The sequence below is a fragment of the Endozoicomonas sp. OPT23 genome, from assembly GCF_009653635.1.
Classification (GTDB): Bacteria; Pseudomonadota; Gammaproteobacteria; order Pseudomonadales; family Endozoicomonadaceae; genus Endozoicomonas_A.
Genome location: NZ_PPFD01000002.1, coordinates 800,174 through 815,943 on the forward strand (window position 1 = coordinate 800,174; position 15,770 = coordinate 815,943).

General features: G+C 47.3%; 13 protein-coding genes. 9 read left to right on the forward strand and 4 right to left on the reverse strand.

Going from position 1 to position 15,770, the window contains the following annotated elements; translation table 11 throughout:
- Positions 1-167 precede the first annotated feature (167 nt).
- Complete coding sequence (locus EOPP23_RS05455) at positions 168-653, forward strand: VOC family protein (protein ID WP_153764925.1); 486 nt, start codon at positions 168-170, stop codon at positions 651-653.
- Positions 654-740: 87 nt separating this feature from the next.
- On the opposite strand, the gene EOPP23_RS05460 is transcribed toward EOPP23_RS05455, so the two are convergent.
- Positions 741-1,646, reverse strand: a complete 906-nt coding sequence (locus EOPP23_RS05460) for a LysR family transcriptional regulator (RefSeq protein ID WP_153764926.1) — start codon at positions 1,644-1,646, stop codon at positions 741-743.
- Positions 1,647-1,874: 228 nt separating this feature from the next.
- Between EOPP23_RS05460 and EOPP23_RS05465 the strand changes: the two genes are divergently transcribed.
- From EOPP23_RS05465 to EOPP23_RS05485, 5 genes are all read left to right on the forward strand, one after another.
- A complete protein-coding gene (locus EOPP23_RS05465; protein WP_153764927.1) occupies positions 1,875-2,768 on the forward strand; it encodes an EamA family transporter in 894 nt (297 codons plus the stop codon).
- A gap of 58 nt (positions 2,769-2,826) precedes the next feature.
- The gene (locus tag EOPP23_RS05470) at positions 2,827-3,816 is read left to right on the forward strand and encodes an ornithine cyclodeaminase family protein (protein ID WP_153764928.1); all 990 of its coding nucleotides are present in this window, start codon (positions 2,827-2,829) and stop codon (positions 3,814-3,816) included.
- Between the two features lie 120 nt (positions 3,817-3,936).
- Positions 3,937-4,404: a tripartite tricarboxylate transporter TctB family protein gene (locus EOPP23_RS05475; protein WP_153764929.1), complete on the forward strand. Its 468-nt coding sequence runs from the start codon at positions 3,937-3,939 to the stop codon at positions 4,402-4,404.
- Positions 4,405-4,418: 14 nt separating this feature from the next.
- Positions 4,419-5,945: a tripartite tricarboxylate transporter permease gene (locus EOPP23_RS05480; RefSeq protein WP_153764930.1), complete on the forward strand. Its 1,527-nt coding sequence runs from the start codon at positions 4,419-4,421 to the stop codon at positions 5,943-5,945.
- Positions 5,946-6,048: 103 nt separating this feature from the next.
- Positions 6,049-6,993, forward strand: a complete 945-nt coding sequence (locus EOPP23_RS05485) for a tripartite tricarboxylate transporter substrate binding protein (RefSeq protein WP_228550568.1) — start codon at positions 6,049-6,051, stop codon at positions 6,991-6,993.
- Between the two features lie 59 nt (positions 6,994-7,052).
- On the opposite strand, the gene EOPP23_RS05490 is transcribed toward EOPP23_RS05485, so the two are convergent.
- Positions 7,053-7,283 carry a VF530 family DNA-binding protein gene (locus tag EOPP23_RS05490; RefSeq protein ID WP_153764931.1) on the reverse strand — a complete coding sequence of 77 codons (231 nt, stop codon included), beginning with the start codon at positions 7,281-7,283 and terminating at the stop codon, positions 7,053-7,055.
- Between the two features lie 97 nt (positions 7,284-7,380).
- Between EOPP23_RS05490 and EOPP23_RS05495 the strand changes: the two genes are divergently transcribed.
- The gene (locus EOPP23_RS05495; protein ID WP_153764932.1) at positions 7,381-8,130 is read left to right on the forward strand and encodes a TIGR00266 family protein; all 750 of its coding nucleotides are present in this window, start codon (positions 7,381-7,383) and stop codon (positions 8,128-8,130) included.
- A gap of 64 nt (positions 8,131-8,194) precedes the next feature.
- Here EOPP23_RS05495 and EOPP23_RS05500 read toward each other — a convergent pair whose 3' ends face one another.
- Positions 8,195-9,217: a hypothetical protein gene (locus EOPP23_RS05500; protein WP_153764933.1), complete on the reverse strand. Its 1,023-nt coding sequence runs from the start codon at positions 9,215-9,217 to the stop codon at positions 8,195-8,197.
- A 53-nt stretch (positions 9,218-9,270) separates the two neighbouring features.
- Here EOPP23_RS05500 and EOPP23_RS05505 point away from each other — a divergent pair, with 53 nt between their 5' ends.
- Positions 9,271-9,705, forward strand: a complete 435-nt coding sequence (locus tag EOPP23_RS05505; RefSeq protein WP_194842504.1) for a hypothetical protein — start codon at positions 9,271-9,273, stop codon at positions 9,703-9,705.
- A gap of 67 nt (positions 9,706-9,772) precedes the next feature.
- Here EOPP23_RS05505 and EOPP23_RS05510 read toward each other — a convergent pair whose 3' ends face one another.
- Positions 9,773-11,740 carry a hypothetical protein gene (locus EOPP23_RS05510; RefSeq protein WP_153764935.1) on the reverse strand — a complete coding sequence of 656 codons (1,968 nt, stop codon included), beginning with the start codon at positions 11,738-11,740 and terminating at the stop codon, positions 9,773-9,775.
- Between the two features lie 422 nt (positions 11,741-12,162).
- Here EOPP23_RS05510 and smc point away from each other — a divergent pair, with 422 nt between their 5' ends.
- On the forward strand, positions 12,163-15,672 hold the full coding sequence (smc, locus tag EOPP23_RS05515) for a chromosome segregation protein SMC (protein ID WP_153764936.1): 3,510 nt from the start codon (positions 12,163-12,165) through the stop codon (positions 15,670-15,672).
- Positions 15,673-15,770 lie beyond the last annotated feature (98 nt).

Below are 15,770 nucleotides of genomic sequence, written 5' to 3' on the forward strand. Positions count from 1 at the left end.
ACCTCATTATTATTTTTATAATTATTGATAATTTTTATTAATCTAGCCTGCTTCCTATACTCATCTCATCAAAATTAATCACATAAGTACTCGAACATACGAATTCATAAGCGCATGTCTATGTACATATTCCTGAACACTTTTCTAAAAAGAACCCGGAGCAGATTATGAAAATGAACCATGTCGGTATTATGGTTGGCGAGATGGACAAGGCGGTTGAGTTTTACACCAACGCGCTGGGTCTGAAGATTGTTATGAACAACATCAAGGTGGTGGAAGAGCGCGAAACTGCGATTGGTAAAATGTGCATCGCAGTATTTGGTGAAGGTTTTAAAGGCTTTAACATTGCTCACCTGGTCACCACCGATGGTATTGGCGTTGAGCTGTTCGAAATGAAAGAGCGTCAGGAACGCCATGTTGTGGACTTCTCCCGTTTGGGCATTTTCCACTTCTGTCTGCAGACCGACGACTTTGAAGGCGTAATGGCTAAGGTAGAAAAATTCGGCGGTAAGGTGCGTATGGATATTCATCGCTACCACCCGGAAGACGACAGCAAACCAGCAAAAATGGTTTATCTGGAAGACCCGTTTGGCAACCTGTTTGAACTTTACTCTCACACTTATGAAGAAACCTACGCTTCTGATTACGAGTAAAGCTCGCTTGATCGAGACATAAAACAAGCTCCTTATTCTGGTATCAATTCAGATACCAGAGTGCCTCCCTCTCCAACTACATCTGTTTTACTGCTTGACCAGAGCATCAATTCTGACTTTCAAATACTCATAAAATGCCTGGCAGAGACGGGATGATATATGCAGCTCCGGCAGGATGACGGCTATATCAAAACTGATCTCCGGACTGAACGGCTTGATGAGTATATTGGAGTCACTGCGGCAGCTGAAATCGGAAGCAGTCACCTGATCAACCAGCATACAGCCCATGCCGGCATTAACCATGGTCAGGCCGGAAGGAAACAGATGTGTTTCCGCAATGATATTGGTATGACAGCTGTGCTTGCGAAACAGGGTACTGATATCACTGGTAACCGAATGACTCTCCTCGAGCGTAATCATGGGCTGCTCATGAAGGTCTTCAACAGTAATAGCCTCTTTTAAAGCCAGCGAAGATTCCTTGTGAACTGCACAAATCATCGGTAACTGATAACTGTGCAATATAAGGTTATTGGTAACTTCCGGTTTCTCCACAATACCAATATCACAATGCCCCGCCTTAACCCAGTTGACTATCTTCTTTGAATCAAAGGTCTTCAGAGCCATTCGTGCTTCAGGGTACTCGGCAGAGAATCCAGCCATAATCTTCGGTAGAAAACTATGTGAGAGGCCTGGCATGCAGCCAATCTGCAGCTTACCTACACGGCCATGACGCAGGTTTTCCGTCAGCTTCTCAAGGTTACGACAAGAGGCCAGTATTTGGTCAACGCTCTCCGCCATATGTCGGGCCTCAGGTGTCAGTTCAGCGGCATATTTGGTGCGTTTGAACAGCAGGAAACCGACCTCTTCTTCCAAGGTAGAAATAGCAGTACTGACCGCTGGCTGAGTCAGTGAGAGTCGCTTGGCTGCACGGGAAATACTACCACTGCGTACCACTTCAAAAAAAATCTCCAGCTTTCTCAGGTTGAAATTCATTGTTATATCAGTGATCTAAAATATAAATGTGACTTATGAAAGCATAAATAACATCAAATTTCTTTATATCTCAATCTTGTGCAGAATTTCTTGGCACGCATAGCAGCATTGTGCAGACCAGAACTACAAAAACAAAAAGAGACAGGTCATGTCACTCAAAAGATATACATCTACTGACCAGTATTAACCTGATCTCGCATTTATCACTGATGTAATCAGCAGTAATTCATGACTAATAACAAATTTATTCATCAATATCGTGGCGAATGGCTAACGCTGGCTTCCTTTCTTTTATGGGGATTAATGCCGCTCTACTTTCAGCAGCTTTCAGGCTATCAGGCGAGTACGGTCTTTGCTGTACGGGTGCTGCTTTCAGCGCCGGTATTGCTTATAGCCCTGCTGCTGGTTTATCGCAATGGATTTAAACGGCCATCCGTTTCCCAGGCAGGTTGGGCACTGCTGGGCGCAGCCCTTATTTCAACCAGCTGGTATGGCAACCTTTGGGGAACACTCAACGGTCAACTATTGGCTGTCAGCCTGGCTTTCTTTCTCAGTCCGGTGCTGACCATTGTCGCGGGAATGCTGTTTTTCGGTGAACGTCTGAGTAAGCGGCAATGGTTGTCCTTTTATATCTGCCTGCTGGCTTTTCTTTTCTACTGTTTTGCTAATGGTGAACTGCCCTGGCTGACCATCATGATCGCAGTTGCTTTTGCTCTTTTCAGTGTTGTGAAACGAAAAGGGCAGGTCAGTGAACTGTCTGGTCTGAGTGCTGAGGTGGTCCTTATGCTGCCGGTCTCCCTGTTTCTGCTCTGGAATATGGAAGCTGGAACATCATTCAACTGGAGCAGTGATCCATGGCTTCTGGCCATTGTGCCTCTCTATTACCTGCCGCTGGTGCTTTATGGCATGGGGGTTCGTCATATTCGCCAGCTGACTACGGCCGGACTGATGACCTATATCGAGCCTGTGATTATGTATGTGCTGGCACTGACATTATTTGATGAAGAGATCAGCCCGCTAAAGCAAATGGCCATGTATATGGTCTGGATAGGTGTCGCAGTTTCTTTTCCATTCGGTCGCAGGAAAGCAGAAGAACATACTGGCCAGACCAGTCACTCATAAGCTGGTTGGTCGAACCTGCATAAATAGAAAAATAAAGTAGTAATAAGAAAGGTTGTTTATGGAAATCCTTTATTTAACACCGGAAGATGTTTTGTCCTCGGGCATCAGCCTCCAGGAATTTCGCGAACTGGTAGCCGGTGCTCTGGCACAACATGGTCGCAAGAAGGTTGAAAATCCACCCAAGCCAGGTATTCATCCACTGCCGCAGACCTTTCTGCATGCGATGCCAGCCTGGCTGGAAGAAACCCGGGAAGCCGGTATCAAATGGGTCAGTGGTTTCTTTGATAACCCGAAACAAAACCTGCCGGCGATTATGGGCCTGATTGTACTGAACGATCCGGATACCGGTGCGCCGACGGCTATTATTGATGGAGGCTGGATTACCAATATGCGTACAGCGGCGGTTACCGCTGTTGCGGCAGAACATCTGGCACCGGAAAGAGTGCAGAGCATAGGTATTGTCGGTACCGGCATGCAGGCTCGTTATCACCTGCTGATGATGCAGGACATGTTTCCTGAGCTGGAAGTTGTTAAAGGCTTTGATATCCACAGGCCGGGGCTGGAACAGTTTGCGGAGGACATGAAGCGAGAGCTGGGTATTAATGTGCAGCCAGTGGATTCTGTTTCTGAAGCGGTCAGCGATTCTGACATTGTTATGACCTGTACAGGCGTACTCAAGGAACCTATTTTCTTCTGGGATGATGTCAAGCCCGGCACTCTGGTGTTACCCGTACATGGTGGCGGCTGGGAACCGGATGTGATGAATAAAGCCGACTTGCTGGTGACCGATAGTCACGAACAGGTTTCTTCCTTCCTGGCAGGCAAATACAATATTCCTTCATCCTCACTGGAGCTCGGTGAAGTGGTTGCTGGCCTGCAAAAGGGCAGAGTTTCACAAGAGCAGCGCATCCTGAATTTTAACCTTGGTCTTGCCATTCACGACATTGCCATTGCTCACCGCGTCTGCCAACTGGCCAGCGAAAAAGGTCTGGGTGTCAAACTACCTTATAACCCCAATGTGTATCCGGTACCTGGTGCAAGCCAGTAATCGTTGCTCATTGTTGTAGGCACCTGTGACTGATGTCGTTTAAATAATGTTTTATCAATATCACAGGTGTTTACCGGTGACTGAATCCATCCAGTCACGGATATTTTGAGAGGAATGGGAATGGATAGAAGAAAAATCGATGTTGTATTAGCAACTATTTCAATCGTTGTTTCTGTGATTATTTTGACCAATGACAGTCTGGTTGAAGGCGGCGTTGAAACTGAGCTGGGCTCACTGTTTCTGCCCAGAATTGTTGCTGGCCTGATGATTGTTTTTTCAGCGGCTATGGCAATTCCATCATTGCTTGGATTGCTAAGGCAGGCCGAACAGACTGACGAGGAAGCCATTTCCACTACAGGCTTTTCCGGTGTCTTTATTTATATCGGAATCTTTATCACTTACTGGCTGGTGGTTCCCTATGTCGGGTTCCTGGTCGCGACGCCTTTTGTCATGTTCAGTATTGCTGCGCTGCTGGGAGGTCGTAAATGGCTCCCGATAGTGCTGATGTCAGTGATTACGCCTCTGATGGTTTTTTACGGGTCCCTGCATTTTCTGCGGGTGTTTTTACCAACCTGGACCCTGTCCTGAAGAGGTGAGTTTCTATGCTGGAAAATATACTTAATGGATTCTCAGCGATTTTTGCCATAGGCCCGATTCTTGGCATTATTGCCGGTGTCATTGTTGGCATTACTTTCGGAGCTATTCCGGGCATTTCCGCCATTATGGCGATCGCAATTATTTTGCCGCTGACGTTTTACGTTGATCCTATTATTGGCATTACCATGCTGCTGGCAGTGTATAAGTCAGGTATCTATGGTGGCTCTATCTCAGCCATTCTGATTAATACGCCAGGGGCTGCGGCATCATTCCTGACAGCCAAAGATGGCCATGCCCTGACTAAAGCAGGTAAGTCCGGGAAGGCTCTGGACATCTCTCTGTTCTCTTCTGTTTCCGGAGAAATGCTGGCGACACTGGTACTGATTCTTGTAGCGGCACCGATTTCGGCTATTTCTCTGCAAGCCGGGCCAATAGAGAAAGTTTTCGTACTGCTGTTTGCCTTTACTGTGATCGCAACCATGGCCGGTGGTTCTATTTCCAGAGGACTTCTGTCCTGCACCCTGGGCATGATGTTCGCCATGGTGGGTCTTTCTACTATTACCGGCGCTTCACGGTTTACATTTGGTGTTACTGAGTTGATGTCCGGCTTTACTTTCACACCTATGTTGATTGGTGTGCTGGTAATGCCGGAAGTGTTGAATGTTATTCGGCGACGAAAGCAGACCCAGGGAAGTATGACCATAACCCGGTCGAGTAATCCGGCGGATAATCGTATCAGCCTGAAAGAGTTCAAAGCGGTTATTGGCACGATTCTCAAATCCAGCGGTATTGGTACCTTTATTGGGGCTTTGCCGGGGTTGGGTTCCAGTACCGCAGCCTTTATGGCTTATGGTGAAGCCAGACGGGTTTCGAAGAAACCGGATGAATATGGCAAGGGCTCGGTAGAAGGTATCGCTGCTGCTGAATCTGCCAACAACGCCGTATGCGGCTCCAGTCTGATACCCATGCTGACACTCAGCATTCCCGGTGATGACGTTGCTGCACTGCTGATGGGTGCATTCCTGATTCATGGTCTGACACCGGGCCCGATGATCTTCTTTGAACACACGGAAACCATCTATGCGATCTTTGCAGGCTTTCTGATTACAGACCTGTTCCTGCTGGCTATTGCTAAATCAGGATTCCGGTTCTTTGTGAAACTGGCATCACTGAGTCGTTATTACATTTTCCCTTGTGTGACCATCTTTGCCTTTACCGGTGCATTTACCGCTGGCCAGAATATGAACGACATTCTTATTCTGATCTGCTTCACCGTATTGGGTTATGGCATGCGTCTGGTGGGGCTGAATCCGGCGATATTTATTATCGGCTTTATTCTCACGCCTTATCTGGAACAGAACCTTGATCAGGCCATTGCGATTGTAGGCACAGACTACCATCTGTTCTTTGCCTCACCGTTTGCCTGGGTATTTATTCTGCTTTCTGTGTTCTTTGTTTCTTCCAATATCTGGATGAAACGACGCAGGCAGCAACCACAGTCACCATCATCCCTTCAGGAGGCTAAAACATAACCTGAATGCACATTAAACCTGCGCAGTGACGCTGTCTGATTCAGGCAGCTTCTGCAGAACGCCTAACCATAACCACAACAATAAAAACACACTTTGGAATTTGATGATGAAAACACTGAAAACAACCTTAACTGCTATTGCTGCAACTCTGTCTCTCACCATGGCTGCAGGCTCCGCACTGGCGGCATACCCGGAAAAGCCAATCAAGGTGATCGTTCCTTACGGTGCCGGTGGTGATTCCGACCTGACCACCCGCATCTGGGCAGATGCTGTTGAAGATGAACTGGGCGTACCTGTTGTTGTAATCAACAAACCGGGCGGTGGCGGTATTGTCGGTACCGCTTTTGTAGCCAACTCAAGAAAAGACGGTTACACCCTGATCAATGCTGGTCTGGGTAATATGCTGGTGTCGCCTAACTTCAGCAAGACACCTTATCAGTTTGACAGCTTTACCCCTGTCGTAAAAATGACCTCTGTGCCTCTGGCTGTGGTTGTTGCAAAGGACAGCCCGTACAAGACCTTTGATGATTTTATTGCTGGCGCTAAAAGTCAGAAGGTGACTTTAGGCACCTGGGGCGCTTCTTCTTCCGGTGCAATCCTGGCCGGTATTATTGCTGACCAGGCGGGTTATCAGCCAAAGTATGTTCACGCGAACAGCGGTTCTACTTCCATGGTTTCTGTGGTTGGCGGACATATCGATTCTGCGGTTTCATTTCCGCCAATCTTTGGCCCGCACGTAAAGGCTGATCGTGCCCGTGTTCTGGTTATGAACAAGGAACTGGATGCTTACAAGAATACCCCGACCTTCGCTGACTATGGCATTAAGGGTAGCTTTGAAGGCTGGTCCGGAATCTTTGCACCAAAGGGTGTTCCTCTGGAAGTGGTTGAGAAACTGACTGCAGCTACTGACAAGGTGATGAAAGATCCGAAAGTCATCAAGAAGTTTCAGAACATGGGCGCTACGATTGATTACCGTTTCGGTGAAGATTGGGTAGCGGATATGGAAGTGACCTACGGTGTGATGCAGGCAGCAGCTGCTAAAAAGTAATTTCTAAAAGACTGTAGCCTTGCAGTGAAAGCCCCTTGATTCAGGGGCTTTCGTTTCTCTCAGTAAAAAGTATCAATAAAAAGCTCTTCAACCTTCTTTCTGGCCCAATCGGTTTTACGCAAAAACTTGAGGCTGGATTTAATGGAAGGATCGCTGTTAAAGCAGCGAATGTTGATTCTCTCCCCCAGCTCCCTCCAGCCATAATGTTCCACCAGTTGAGTGACTACCTTCTCAAGGGTAATTCCGTGCAAAGGATTATTGGGCTGTGCCTGAACCTGGTTGTCGCTCATAAAGTTCTCGTTAATAAAAGTCTGGTTGATAAAGTTTGAGTGTTGCGGCAAGTTTGCTAGTGTATTTTTTTCGATTGCTAACACAAGGAAAATCCCCATGCGTTGCCATGAAGTTGATTATGAAATTCGCGGTCACGATATGCAGCTGGTGGAAGTGGAACTCGACCCGGGCGAAACGGTTGTAGCCGAAGCAGGTGCCATGACCTTTATGGAAGAAGGTATAAATTTTGAAACCCGTATGGGGGACGGTTCCGAGCCTGATCAGGGCATTATGGGCAAGCTGTTTTCTGTGGGCAAACGTATGCTGACCGGTGAGTCGGTGTTTACTACTCATTTTTCTAATGAAGGCTCAGGTAAAAGCAGGGTTGCTTTCTCCGCACCTTATCCCGGTTCAATCGTTCCTCTGGATATGTCCAAACTGGGTGAAAAGGTTGTTTGCCAGAAAGACAGTTTTCTCTGTGCCGCTCTGGGTACAAAAATAAGCATTACCTTTACCCGCAAGCTGGGTGCAGGCTTCTTTGGCGGCGAAGGTTTTATTCTTCAGCAACTGGAAGGCGATGGCATGGCATTTATTCATGCTGGCGGTACCGTTGTTGAGCGTGAATTGAACGGTGAGACACTGCGTCTGGATACAGGCTGTCTGGTTGGATTTGCTGGTGATATTAATTACGATATTCAGGCTGCAGGCGGTCTGAAATCCATGGTATTCGGTGGTGAAGGCCTGTTTATGGCGACTTTAAGTGGCCATGGAAAGGTATGGATTCAGAGCCTACCATTCTCTCGTCTGGCGGATCGTATTATTGCCAGTTCGCCAGCTCTTGGTCGAAGCATGAAGGGTGAAGATTAAGCTCCAGAGCTAAAGGTTATTTCTGAGCACTGAAGGTTGTCGATAGGTAACCTTCAGTAGCTTCTTAGACAATCGCTTCACTCAGTTGAAGTTCATAGTTTGTGCCGCCATCACTGTTGCAATGGAAACTTTTGGCTAAGTCAGGCCAGTTATCCCTGATCTTTTCAACCCTACCTGTAAACGCATCACACAGAATGAATTTGCCCGGAAATCGTTTGAACAGTTCAGGTGTTTGTTTTGGGGATGACGCCATTTTCTTCAACAGCCCTATTTCCTTTGCCTGTTGCAGAGTGTCTGCATCGCATATCAGATTGAACTGATGATTTACGCTATGAGCGAGCTGCCATGGCTTGCCCTGTTCTTTTTTGGCAGAAGCTGCCTCATGGTTGACCTGAGCTGTCAGTAATTTGTACTCGCTGGCGGAGCCTTTCTGGGAGGCCATTAATTTACATAAGGCTTCACTGTGTTCGGCGCAATTACCAAGGCGAATGGCTTTCAACATATTCAGTGTGCTTTGTCTTTGATTCAGTTCGTGCCTGCCATTCATTTTACCTGCTACTTCACTGAGTAGCCTGACCAGAAATGCGTTACTGTCGATGAAGTGGTAACGATTCCGCTCTTTAAGAGTGAGCCTGCCAATAGCTACCATCAATTCTTCTTCCTGACCTCTTAATCCAAGTGTGTCGTGCAGCTCCTGAATATCTGCTCTTCGGTATACAGAGATCAGTTTAAGTTTTGCAACCTGATCAACCATCCATCGAGCAGTCATGGGAATACTTTCGGGGTTGTTATTTTTGGCCAGAGCTTCCGGACACTGGGCTTCAAGCAATGAAAGATCGCAGCCTTGCAGGCTTGTTTTTAACATGTTTTCCATAGGGGCTTCTTTAATACTTCGATCAATCAGCTGCTTTTCAACCAGTTTTACCCCCTCTATCATTACCAGCGAGCTCACGCCAATAGCTGCTCCTGTTGCCAATGCAACAGGTATGGTGCCGCCGAAAGCAAGAGCGCCGACAACTGCAGTAGGTACCGCAAGGTAAGGGTTGCTTTTGAAGTAGCTGTCTACCAGTGGAAGAGCCTGAAGCATGGGGAACACCTTGGTTGAGTTGAGGTTTTAGTATTTATTATTGTGTTCTGAAAATGACTGACAAAGAGGTTAGAGTTACTGTCAAATACGGGAAAAAACCTGATAACGGTCGGTTGGTAGAGAATAGAGGTGCGTATAGAGTGAATCCATTGAGCATTGCTGAGTATTACTTCCAGCTATCGAACGACAGCAATTTCGACGCAATCACCAAACTGTTCTGTGACAGCTCCACATTCCGTTCGGGGAAAGGAGACTTGTTTCTTGGAGTGACGGACATAATGGCTATGCAGAGAAAGCATCACGGTATGTATAGCAGCCTGAACTGGTCCGTAAAAAGTATGGAAGAACTCAAACCGGGTGTTGTGCACTTTGAGTTTGATTTTGAAGGTATGACGCAATCCGGTGAAACTGTTAAATATTCAGGCCTGGAAGATGTTGTGGTGTTTGCAGGGCAGATACAGCATATTCAGGTTGAGATTCTGAAATAAAAAAAGCGGTTGACCCTGTCGTAGGGACAACCGCTTTTCAAGGTGAGTTTATGTCAATGTCTGGATATTACTCACCGATTACTGAATCCTCACGTGATTTTTCTTTCTTACACTTAAGTTGAGTATGACCATTCGAGTCAATAACAAACTTCAGTGGGCCAGTATCGTGGTCTGTTGTAATAAGATCACACTGCTTCAGGTCAATCTCATATTTATGATTCTTATTCTTGTCCACAGTTGATCCAAATCTGCAGGTGATGTCGTAAGTCATCGTGTCCAGATCGACATTTGCTTTATCAACACAGTAATAATCATAATTAGGTGAAACATTGTTTTTCGGTCGAATAGCACGATCCTTCAAAAGAATCGTGGCGTAAACCATTTGTTTTGTTTCGTATAGCTGCTGAGCTAGCTGCTGAGCAAGCCTTTGCCCGAAGGCCGCTTCCTGTGCACTTGCCTCGGCTTTAAGTTCAGCTTTTTGTGAGTTAAGGTCCTGCTGCATGGTCTTGATATCTTCAAGATACGCATTGTGTTCCTGTTCCATCTTCGACTTTTCAGCGTTCACAGTGACCAGCTGATCAATACAATCGACAGTTCTGAGACCAAGAGCTTCAAAGGGCACATGTCCAGAGTTACGACATTTGCTTTCCAGCTGTTCAGCCGGAGCCACGTTGAGCTTTTGAGCGTATCCTGTTGATGAGAAAATCGTTTCTATGTTGTTTTCAGATTTTCGATTAACCATCATGAGGATGTCATCTGGTTGTGGCCTTCCTGGAATAACCAGAGGCTTAAACTTTACGTTGAAAGCGATGACTTTTTTGCCGTCTTTTGATTTGACGACAGGCTCTACACCATCTTCAGCTAAGACAGGGTTGCTGACCTGATAGGACATGTTGATAATTTCGTCTTTGAGGTCTCTTGGCAGCTCAAACTTGTTTTCCCCTGCTATGGTACGAACCTGGATTGCCAGATGAGCGAATATATCACTGACAATAAATGGCTCGTGTTCTTTATAACCCATGTATGACCACATGGAGCTTCCACCATCGCCCTTAACCAGTTTTTTCAGGTTCTGGTCGTCCTGATCACTGAATAGAACAATAAGGCTATTTCTGACAGGCTCTTCAAAAGAGTTGGTACAGTTATGAAGCTTGCCACTCAAAGGATCCTGCTGGCAAAGCTGATATCTTAGTGTGCTTTGTAGCTTCTGTTTTTTTCCGGACCCAGTCGTATGTGTATTAGGCTGGAAGCCTACAGTCAGAGCAAGGTGACCAGCATTGGGGTGTGTATTTTGAATACGGCTTAACAAAACAGCGAGCTGTGGCAGACCCAGTGAAGAAATTGGGTTACCAGCTTCAAAGTTTTCACCGTCACCAAAAGGAACACTGTAATCATCGTCGGTGTCCAGTTCATCATTCAAGTCGTCAATGATTGGTTGCCCGAATGAGCCCTGAGTTTTTGTGATGTCCAGGAAGTCGTTAAGGGTGGATCTGAGTTTTACCTCATCATGATCACCACGGTAATTAACTACTCCGGAAATAGGTTTAGCTTTGGTTTTAGGTCCTTCGATATACTTAGGTGATTTACCAGATTCGCTGGCAATACCGAGTGGAGTTTTATATTGCTCCGGATCAGCGTAGTAGGCCTCTGCTTCAGCAGCCGCTTTGGAGCTGAAGACACTGAACTGGAACCAGGTTTCGTTATTTTCCGGTTTATCCTTAACGACAACCTCTTTCTTCATGCTCATGATTATACCGGTACCCAGCTCGATATATTGCCTGATCTTTGAAAAATCACGGTTGGCAAACTCGGGGGCTACTGGCAGGCGAAGGGCAGGGCCATCATATACTGTTGAATCGCTTGCTGGCTGGTCAGAGTTTTTCTGACTTTCTGTGGTATGTTGAGTGCAGCCATCTGATTCAACACAAACATCTTCAACCTGCATTTCAGGCTCAGATGAGGGGGTATTGTCTAGAGCAAATGCCGTACTCACGGAAAATGCCAGAAATGTCATGGCCAGAGGTTTGAACTTCATAATCTATCTCCATTAGTTTTTTACTGCGTGCCTGCAGAATCCCGCAAGCGGTTACTAATAAATTGAGATAGATATGTTGTGGAAAAGTTCAATTTTTATTTATATGAATGTAATTTGATAATTAGATTAATATTTTTCTATTCCATTGCATTATAAAGAGGGAATGAATTACGAGAGGAACTCTGATTTCGGCATTAACGACTTTTCCTCTTCCTATGAATCTGTGTAAACTCGAATGAGAATGGATATCTGGCAGACTTATGCGTTATAGATATATGAGAGCAACTAAATAGATAGTGATGTTGCCGATTCGGGGACAAGGATTTAAAGGTCACCGAAGCATGAGTCTTGAGTAAAACCGCCAATTGCGAGAAATATTCGGTACGCGAGCAGTGGCCCGAGAGTAATTAATTAAGGAAACAATGCGTCTAAAGTCGATCAAGCTGGCCGGTTTTAAATCCTTCGTGGACCCGACTACGGTTCATTTTCCTTCCAACATGTGTGGTGTTGTCGGGCCGAACGGCTGTGGTAAATCAAATATTATTGACGCCGTGCGCTGGGTAATGGGTGAATCTTCCGCCAAGCACCTGCGTGGCGAATCCATGACCGACGTTATCTTCAAAGGTTCCAATAGCCGTAAGGCGGCGGGCAAGGCGTCGGTAGAGCTGATCTTTGATAATAATGAAGGCCGTATCACTGGTGAGTTTGCCGCTTACAGCGAAATCTCCGTTAAACGGATGCTGACCACAGAATCCAAGAACTTCTATTTCCTTAATGGCAGTAAATGCCGTCGCCGTGATGTGATGGATATTTTTCTGGGTACCGGTCTGGGGCCAAGAAGCTACTCCATCATTTCTCAGGGTATTGTTTCCACCCTGATTGAATCCAAGCCGGAAGAGTTGCGTGTTTTCATTGAAGAGGCGGCGGGCATTTCCAAATATAAGGAGCGCCGTCGTGAAACTGAAAACCGGATTCGCCGTACCAATGAAAACCTTGAGCGATTGACCGACCTGCGTGACGAACTGGGTCGCCGTCTTGGTCATCTTGAGCGTCAGGCACAGTCCGCAGAAAAGTACAAAGCCTTTAAAGAAGAAGAACGTTTAAAGAAAGCCCAGCTTCAGGCTCTGAAATGGCAGGGCATTGATGAAAAGGTTAAGTCTCAGGAACACGTTATAGGTGAGCTGGAAGTCCAGCTGGAAGCGGCGGTCAGTGACCAGCGTTCTTCCGATGCCGGAATGGAGCAGGACAGAGCCCTGCAGATGGAACTGGGCGACCACTTCCATGAAACCCAGGCCAAATACTACGGTACGGGTAATGAGATCACCCGTATTGAACAAACCCTTCGCCATAAAGAAGAACGTTCCAGAGAGTTGAATCACGACCTTCAGCAGCTGGAACAGGGCTGGAATGAAGCCCGTGAACAGATGGCAGAAGACCAATCTCAAATGGAGATGCTGGAAGCAGAGCAGCTCGAGATTGAGCCTGAACTGGAAATGCTGCAGGAGCAGGAACACGGTTCTGCCGAATTGCTGGAAACCGTTGAAGAAGAGATGCACCTGCTGCAGCAGGACTGGGATAATTTCAACCAGCGTTCCCATGAACCTCAGAAACTGGCAGAAGTTGAACAGTCACGGATTCAGCACGCAGAGTCTGTTCTTGCACGATTGCAAAGCCGTGAGCAGAAGTTGCGGGAAGAAGCTGCAACGCTTGGCGGTGGTGAAGACACAGACGAACTGGAAGTACTTGCGGAAAAACTCACCGAACTGGAGATGACCCGCGAGACCCAGGAAATTCGACTGGAAGAAACCCAGTCTGAAATAGAAGAAAACCGTCTTCAGTATGAAGAACTGCAGGAAAACCGCGAAAAGGTTCGTACCGAGCTGAGTACCCTGCGTGGCCGTCACGCGTCACTGGAAGCCTTACAACAGGCGGCACTGGGACAGGACACGGGCGTTGCAATCTGGCTGGAACAGAATCGTCTTGAAAACACACCGCGACTGGCAGAAAAACTGCAGGTTGAAGCAGGCTGGGAACTGGCGGTAGAGACCGTTCTTGGTAACAGCTTACAGGCGCTCTGTGTTGATGGTCTCGATTCAGTTGCTGCTCTTTTGGGTTCGTTGGAGCAAGGCGCAGCGGTAATGCTGGATGCCTCTCAGGTAATAGCTGGCAGCAGTGACAAAGGTGCCCTTAAGGCATTGTCCGGCAAGGTTCAGGCAGGGCAGGAAGCTAACGGCCTGTTGGCTGGAATCTTTGTTGCGGACACGCTTGATCAAGCTCTGGCTGCTCGTGGTTCCCTTGAAGCTCACGAATCCATTATTACTCAGGATGGTATCTGGCTGTCTGCCAACTGGCTGAGAGTCAGCCGGGATGTCGACAGTAATTCTGGCGTATTGGAACGACAGCAAGACCTCGAAAAACTGACCGCACGACTACCTGAGCTGGAAGACGATTCCCGTAAGGTTGATGAAGATCTGATCAAGGTTCGGGAAAAATCGGAACAACTGGATAAGCATCGTCAGGATATTCAGCGACAGTTGTCTGAGTTGAATCGTGCGCAAGGTGAAGTTCGTGCTGATCTCGGCGCTCGTAAGGTTCGTCTGGAACAGTTCTCTGTCCGTCGCAGCCGTCTGGAGCAGGAGATTGTTGAGTGTAAGGAGCTGAGTCAGGCAGAGCAGGAGAGCATCAGCGACTCCCGTCTCCGGCTGCAGGAAGCTCTGGACATGATGGAGATGGACAGTGGCCGTAAGGAAGAGCTGCTGGAGCAACGTGAACAGTGTCGTGACAAACTGGAACAGGTGCGTCAGCGCTCCAGACACGACAAGGATCGTCTGCATCAGTTAGCGCTGCGTTCACAAACCATCAAGAGTCAGATGATGTCGCTGAAAGCGGCTATTGAACGACTCAGCCAGCAGTCCACCAAGTTGCGTGAACGCCGTGAGATGATTCAGGCGTCCCTGTTTGAATCTGATTCTCCTGAAGGTGACCTGAAGGAACAACTGGAAGAACTGTTAACCCGTCGTCTTGAAGAAGAAGAGGCGATGCAGAAAGCGCGCAGTGAGCTGGAAGAAGTAGAACAGCGCATTCAGCAGATGGAGAAAAGTCGACAGTCTGCTGAACAGAAGGCGACGACCGCCCGTTCAAGGCTGGAAAAACTGCGGATGGACTGGCAGGGCATGCAGGTTCGTCGTACTACGCTGGCAGAGCAGTTGAGTGAAGACCAGTTTGATCTGGATACCGTTATTGCCAACCTGCCGGAAGAAGCTTCCGAAAGTGACTGGGAGCAGGATTTGACAACGATTCAGACCCGGATTGAGCGACTGGGAGCTATTAACCTGGCCGCAATTGAAGAATTTGAAACCCAGATGGAACGAAAAACGTATCTGGATGCACAGAACGATGACCTTGAATCTGCACTGGCAACACTGGAAAATGCCATCAGAAAAATTGATAAGGAAACCCGGCAGCGATTCAAGACAACCTACGACAAGGTTAACTCGGGCTTGCAGGAGTTATTCCCAAGAGTTTTCGGTGGTGGTCAGGCCTATTTGCAGCTAACCGGAGAAGACCTGTTGGATACCGGTGTTGCCATTATGGCGCAGCCTCCGGGCAAGAAGAACAGTACCATTCACCTGCTGTCTGGTGGTGAAAAGGCATTGACGGCGATTGCCCTGGTGTTTGCCATCTTCCAGTTGAACCCGTCACCTTTCTGTATGCTTGATGAGGTGGACGCACCGCTGGACGATGCCAACGTAGGTCGTTACGCAAAAATGGTGTCGGAGATGAGTGATAAGGTACAGTTTGTGTTTATCACTCACAATAAGATTGCTATGCAGGCGGCCAGTCAGCTGGTGGGTGTCACCATGCAGGAAGCCGGTGTTTCCAGACCGGTATCGGTGGATATTGAAGAAGCTGCAGCAATGGCAGAGCTTTAAGAAGCGGGCATTAATGTCGTATGTACAGGGTCATTACCCATTTTTGTAAAAAAAGCGCAAATAGACCATGTACGGACTGATAGAATCAGGTAGGGTTC

What these genes read in the sequence shown, in the direction of transcription:
- EOPP23_RS05455 (WP_153764925.1), top strand. Translation starts at nt 168, where the DNA reads ATGAAAATGAACCATGTCGGTATTATGGTTGGCGAGATGGACAAGGCG.
- EOPP23_RS05460 (WP_153764926.1), bottom strand. Translation starts at nt 1,646, where the DNA reads ATGAATTTCAACCTGAGAAAGCTGGAGATTTTTTTTGAAGTGGTACGC.
- EOPP23_RS05465 (WP_153764927.1), top strand. Translation starts at nt 1,875, where the DNA reads ATGACTAATAACAAATTTATTCATCAATATCGTGGCGAATGGCTAACG.
- EOPP23_RS05470 (WP_153764928.1), top strand. Translation starts at nt 2,827, where the DNA reads ATGGAAATCCTTTATTTAACACCGGAAGATGTTTTGTCCTCGGGCATC.
- EOPP23_RS05475 (WP_153764929.1), top strand. Translation starts at nt 3,937, where the DNA reads ATGGATAGAAGAAAAATCGATGTTGTATTAGCAACTATTTCAATCGTT.
- EOPP23_RS05480 (WP_153764930.1), top strand. Translation starts at nt 4,419, where the DNA reads ATGCTGGAAAATATACTTAATGGATTCTCAGCGATTTTTGCCATAGGC.
- EOPP23_RS05485 (WP_228550568.1), top strand. Translation starts at nt 6,049, where the DNA reads ATGATGAAAACACTGAAAACAACCTTAACTGCTATTGCTGCAACTCTG.
- EOPP23_RS05490 (WP_153764931.1), bottom strand. Translation starts at nt 7,283, where the DNA reads ATGAGCGACAACCAGGTTCAGGCACAGCCCAATAATCCTTTGCACGGA.
- EOPP23_RS05495 (WP_153764932.1), top strand. Translation starts at nt 7,381, where the DNA reads ATGCGTTGCCATGAAGTTGATTATGAAATTCGCGGTCACGATATGCAG.
- EOPP23_RS05500 (WP_153764933.1), bottom strand. Translation starts at nt 9,217, where the DNA reads ATGCTTCAGGCTCTTCCACTGGTAGACAGCTACTTCAAAAGCAACCCT.
- EOPP23_RS05505 (WP_194842504.1), top strand. Translation starts at nt 9,271, where the DNA reads ATGACTGACAAAGAGGTTAGAGTTACTGTCAAATACGGGAAAAAACCT.
- EOPP23_RS05510 (WP_153764935.1), bottom strand. Translation starts at nt 11,740, where the DNA reads ATGAAGTTCAAACCTCTGGCCATGACATTTCTGGCATTTTCCGTGAGT.
- smc (WP_153764936.1), top strand. Translation starts at nt 12,163, where the DNA reads ATGCGTCTAAAGTCGATCAAGCTGGCCGGTTTTAAATCCTTCGTGGAC.